This is a genomic window from Nocardiopsis mangrovi (assembly GCF_042653925.1).
GTDB lineage: Bacteria > Actinomycetota > Actinomycetes > Streptosporangiales > Streptosporangiaceae > Nocardiopsis_B > Nocardiopsis_B mangrovi.
Genome location: NZ_JBHSFQ010000074.1, coordinates 1 through 4,181, shown reverse-complemented (window position 1 = coordinate 4,181; position 4,181 = coordinate 1). Strand labels below are relative to the sequence as shown.

At 76.2% G+C, this 4,181-nt stretch carries 2 protein-coding genes; both read left to right on the top strand.

Translation table 11 applies throughout. The features are described 5' to 3' along the window. Positions 1-1,502, top strand: a 1,502-nt coding sequence (locus ACFO4E_RS29955; RefSeq protein WP_378580667.1) for an acyltransferase domain-containing protein, incomplete at its 5' end; no start/stop codon positions are given. 44 nt (positions 1,503-1,546) lie between these two features. Further along, positions 1,547-4,181, top strand: a 2,635-nt coding sequence (locus ACFO4E_RS29950; protein ID WP_378580664.1) for a beta-ketoacyl synthase N-terminal-like domain-containing protein, incomplete at its 3' end; no start/stop codon positions are given.

The following is a 4,181-nucleotide window of genomic DNA, read 5'->3' as shown; positions in this document are numbered from 1 at the left end:
CGTGTGGTGTGCGTCCGGTGGCGGTGGTGGGGCATTCGCAGGGGGAGGTCGCCGCGGCGTGTGTCGCGGGGGTGTTGTCGTTGGAGGACGCGGCGCGGTTGATCGCGGTGCGCAGCCGACTGATCGCGGGGCTGGCCGGGGACGGCGGCATGCTGGCGGTCGCGCTTCCCGAGGCTCGGACGGCGGACCTGCTGGCGAGCAGGTGGGCCGGGCGGGTGGGGATCGCGGCCGTCAACGGCCCGGCCTCCGTTGTGGTCTCGGGTGAGCGCGGTGCGCTCGCCGAGGTGGAAGCGGCGTGCGCCGCCGATGGCGTGCACGCGCGGTGGGTCTCGGTCGGCTATGCCGCGCACTCTCCGCGCGTCGACGCGCTGCGCGCGCCGATGCTGGAGGAGCTGGCCGGGCTGCGGCCCGGGCGCGGGGAGATCGCCTTTCACTCCTCGGTCACGGGCGAGCGTGAGGACGGCACCGCCCTGGGCGCGGGGTACTGGTTCGACAACCTGCGGCGCCCCGTCCTCTTCGAGCGGGCGGTGCGCGGCCTCCACGGCCGGGGGCACACGGCCTTCATCGAGATCTCCCCGCATCCCGTGCTCGCGCTGGGGCTCCGGCAGACGGTGGAGGACGCCTCCGGCGTGCCCGGCGCCGCCGTTCTGGGAACCCTCCGCCGAGAGGAGGGGGGCGCGGACCGGTTCCTGACCGCTCTCGCCGAGGCGCACGTCGCCGGGGTGGACGTCGACTGGGCGGCGGTCTATCGGGGTTCCGCCGCGCGCGTCGACCTGCCGACCTATGCCTTCCAGCACCGCCGCTACTGGCTGGACCCCGGGCGGGTGGGGGAGGGGGGATCCGTTCCCGTGTCCGCACCGTCGGACGGGGACGCCCCGCTCGACGAGGGGACCTCGGGGGCGGACAGCGGTGCGCGGCTGCGGGCCGCAGTGGAGGCGCTGGCCCCGGTCGAACGCGAGGCCGTGCTGCTGGAACTGGTGCGCGACCACACCGCCCGCGCCCTAGGGCACGCGGGCGCCGCCGACGTCGAGCCCCGGCGCGGGTTCATGGACGCCGGCGTGGACTCGCTGACCGCCATGCGCCTGCGCGACCGGATCAACGCCGCGACCGGGCTGCGGCTGCCCACGACCGCGGTCTTCGAGCACGCCACCCCCGTCGCGCTGGCCGAGCGGATCGGGGAACTGCTGGCCGACGTGGCGGACGCCTCCGGCATCCCCGCCGATCTGGACAGGCTGGAGGCCGCGCTGTCCGCACCGGACATGGACGAGGAGGAGCGCGCGCGGACGGTGGAGCGGTTGCGCCGGATCGTGGCGGACCACGACCCGGCGGACGCGTCCCGCGCGTCCTCCGCCGACGGTGCCGCCGACGCCGCCGGCGGCGTCCGCGGCGCGTCCGAAGCGGGCTCGGATGCCGGTGGCGCGCCCGGTGCCGATCGCGATGTCCGTGACGCGTCGGACGACGAGCTGTTCGACCTCATCTGCGAGGAGTTCGGGATCTCGTGACCCTCGCAGCAGCGAATCCGGGCCCGGGGACGGGGAGTGGGGACATGACGAACGAGGAGAAGTTCCGCGGCCTGCTCAAGCAGATGACGACCGACCTGCGCCGCGCGCGGGGGCGCATCGGGGAGCTGACCGAGCGCGCGCACGAGCCGATCGCCGTGGTGGGGATGGCCTGCCGGCTCCCCGGGGGCGTGCGCTCCCCGGAGGACCTGTGGGACCTGGTGGCCGCCGGGAGGGAGTCCGTCGGCGACTTCCCCGGCGACCGCGGGTGGGACCTGGACGGGCTGTTCGATCCCGATCCCGAGACCCCGGGGACCACGTATGTGCGGCGGGGCCACTTCCTGGACGACGCGGGCGGGTTCGACGCGGGCTTCTTCGGGATCGGTCCGCGTGAGGCGCTGGCGATGGACCCCCAGCAGCGGGTGCTGCTGGAGGTGTCGTGGGAGGCGCTGGAGCGGGCGGGGATCGTGCCGGACGGGCTGCGGGGCAGCCGGACCGGGGTGTTCACCGGGATGACCGCCCAGGAGTACGGGCCGCGCATGTCCGAGGCCCGCGACGGCATGGAGGCGTATCTCCTGACCGGCCTCATGCCCGCCGTCGCCGCCGGCCGGGTCGCCTACACACTCGGCCTGGAGGGACCGGCGGTGCCGGTCGACACCGCGTGCTCGTCGTCGCTGGTGGCGATCCACCTGGCGTGCCGGTCGCTGCGCGCCGACGACTGCTCGCTCGCGCTGGCGGGAGGCGTCATGATCGCCTCCGGGCCCGGCGTGTGGACCTCCTTCAGCCGCCAGCGGGGGCTGGCCGCAGACGGCCGCTGCAAGGCGTTCGCCGCGGCGGCCGACGGCACCGCGTGGGCGGAGGGCGCGGGGGTACTGGTGCTGGAGCGGCTGTCGGACGCCCGGCGCAACGGGCGCCGGATCCTGGCGGTCATCCGGGGCACGGCGGTCAACCAGGACGGGGCGAGCAGCGGCATGACCGCGCCGAGCGGTCCGGCGCAGGAACGGGTCATCCGGCAGGCGCTCGCCGACGCCCGCTTGGAGCCGGGCGACGTCGACGCGGTCGAGGCGCACGGGACGGGCACCACGCTCGGCGACCCGATCGAGGCGCGCGCCGTGCTCGCCACCTACGGCCAGGGCCGTCCGCGGACCCGGCCGGTGTTGCTGGGCTCGCTCAAGTCCAACATCGGCCACGCGGGGCCGGCGGCGGGGGTGGCCGGGGTCATCAAGTCGGTGCTGGCCCTGCGGCACGGCGTCCTGCCCGCGACCCTGCACGTGGACCGGCCGTCGCCGCACGTGGACTGGTCGGCGGGCGCGGTCGGCCTGCTCACCGAGTCGCGGTCCTGGCCCGACACCGGCCGCCCGCGCCGGGCGGCCGTCTCGTCGTTCGGCGTCAGCGGCACCAACGCCCACGCCATCCTGGAACAGGCACCCCGGCCGGAGCCCGTGACAGGATCCGCGGCAGCCGTCCCGCCGGACACCGCCCTGACCACCGATCGGAGGGCCTCCTTCACCCCACCCGCGGATCGGGCGGCCTCAGCCTCCCCCGCTCCGGCCACCCCCACCGCGGCCCCCGCCCCGTCCGCCCACTCGGCGAGCACACCCCAGGAGGGGACCGCCGTCGATCAGCCGGAGCCGGATCCCGCGGCTACGGGCGGCGGTACCGCGCCACCGGCGCCGCCGACCACGGGCGGCTTGCGGGGAGGGATCGGTGCCGACCGGCCGGAACCAGGTCGCGCGGGCGTGGACGGAGAGGTGCCTCCGGCGCCGTCTTCGACCGGCTCGCGGGAGAGGACCGGTGCCGACGGGCCAGGGGCGGGTCTCTCGGGTACGGGCGCGAGCGTGCCTCCGGTGTCGCCCTCGGCCGGTATCGAGGGGGCGGGTATCGCGGTAACGGGCGGGACCGAGCCTCCGGCGCCGTCCACCACGACCGGTAGGGGCGAGTGGACCTCGCCCCGGGCGGTGGCGGAGGACTCGGGACCGTCACCGCAACCGGCGGACGGCTCCTCGGAGCCCGTCCCGGCCGCGGGCCCTGAGCGATCCGCCGGGGCGCGGACGGGATCGGATCCGGCCCGGACGCGGGGGGAGGACGGCCCGGCCCGGACCGTGACGGCGGGATCCGGCGAGGACGACGTCGCGGTCTCGCACGACAACGTCGTGTCCCGGGCCGGGGACGGGGCAGTACCGGGAGCGGGTGAGGGGCGCCGCACGGTGTTCGTGGACGCCGGGCCGACCACGGGGCCCTCAGCCCTGCCCCTGACAACGGGGTCGGGGGCGGCCGGCTTCGCATCGCCCCTTGGACCGCTTCCCGCCGCGCAGCCGTGGCTGCTCTCGGGGCGCAGTGAGCAGGCGCTTCGGGAACAGGCTCGCCGTCTCGCGGACCATGTGGGGGACGCCGGCGCACCCGAGGGGATCGCCGCGGCGCTGGCCACGACCCGCACCCACTTCGCCCATCGTGCCGCGGTGTTGCCGGGTGGGGGTGGTCTTGTTGCGGGGTTGGGTGCGGTGGCGGGTGGTGTGGAGCATCCGCGGGTGGTGTGTGGTGAGGCGGTTGCGGGTGGGCCGGTGTTCGTGTTTCCGGGGCAGGGGGCGCAGTGGGCGGGGATGGCGTCGGGGCTGTTGGAGGCGTCGCCGGTCTTTCGTGAGGGGATCGAGGCGTGTGCGGAGGCGTTGGCTCCGCATACCG